Genomic DNA, 932 nt, shown 5'->3' on the forward strand with positions numbered 1-932 from the left:
GCCGGATCGGCTCCTTCCGGCGGCGCCCCCTCCGGCCCGAACCTCTTCGAGGCGCCCGGGCGGTCGGCGCAGCGGAACGAGCCCCCGGCCGGGCCCGGCAGCGGTGCCGGTGCCCCCTCGGACCGTCCCTCGCTGCCCACGCGCGGCGACCAGGGTCCGACGGTCGCCCCGCCGACCGGTGCGCCCGGCCGCGCCGACTCCGGCGACCAGGGCAACCGTCCGCAGTTGCCCTCGCGCGACCCGGCACGTGAGCTTCCCGGCCCGCAGCAGGCGCCCGGCACCAGCTGGGGCGCGAGCCCCCAGGACGACTGGGCGGGACCGGCGGGACGGCGGGACGCGGGCGACCGGCCGCGCGGGCACGAGGAGCCCGAGACCACGGGCCAGTTCGCCCGCCCGGACCTCGGCTCCGCCCCGGGCGAGCGCCGTGATCCGTTCGGCAACCGCGGCCCCGGCGACACCGGCGAGCTGCCCCAGCTGAGCGACGGCCCCAACCTGTTCGAGCCGCGCCGCGGCCCGGGCGACACGGGCGAGTTCCCGCGTCCGGACTACGGCCGCGGACCGGGTGACACCGGCGAGTTCCAGCGTCCTGACGTCGGCCGCGGCCCCGGGGACACCGGCGAGTTCGCCGTGCCCGGCCAGGAGGGCCGCGGTCCGGGCGACACCGCGCAGTTCAACCGCCCCGACTACGGCCGCGGGCCCGGCGACACCGGCGAGTTCGCCCGGCCGGAGCTGGGCCAGGGGCCCGGCGACACCGGGGAGTTCCCGCAGGTGCGGGACGACCGGAACGAGCGCGGCGGCCGCCAGACGGACGACGCCCTGCCGCCCGCCGGTCCCGGCGACGGCCGGACGCCGATATTCGACACCATCGAATCCACCTGGCTCCACCCCCAGGCCGACCCCTCGGGCGGCCAGGGCGACGGCGGGCGGCACCC

General features: G+C 79.8%; 1 pseudogene. It reads left to right on the top strand.

From position 1 onward, the window contains the following. Positions 1 to 932, top strand: a pseudogene (locus EEJ42_RS31270) (histidine kinase); the annotation flags it as partial.

The organism is Streptomyces botrytidirepellens (genome assembly GCF_003721215.1).
In the GTDB taxonomy this organism is placed as follows: domain Bacteria; phylum Actinomycetota; class Actinomycetes; order Streptomycetales; family Streptomycetaceae; genus Streptomyces; species Streptomyces himastatinicus.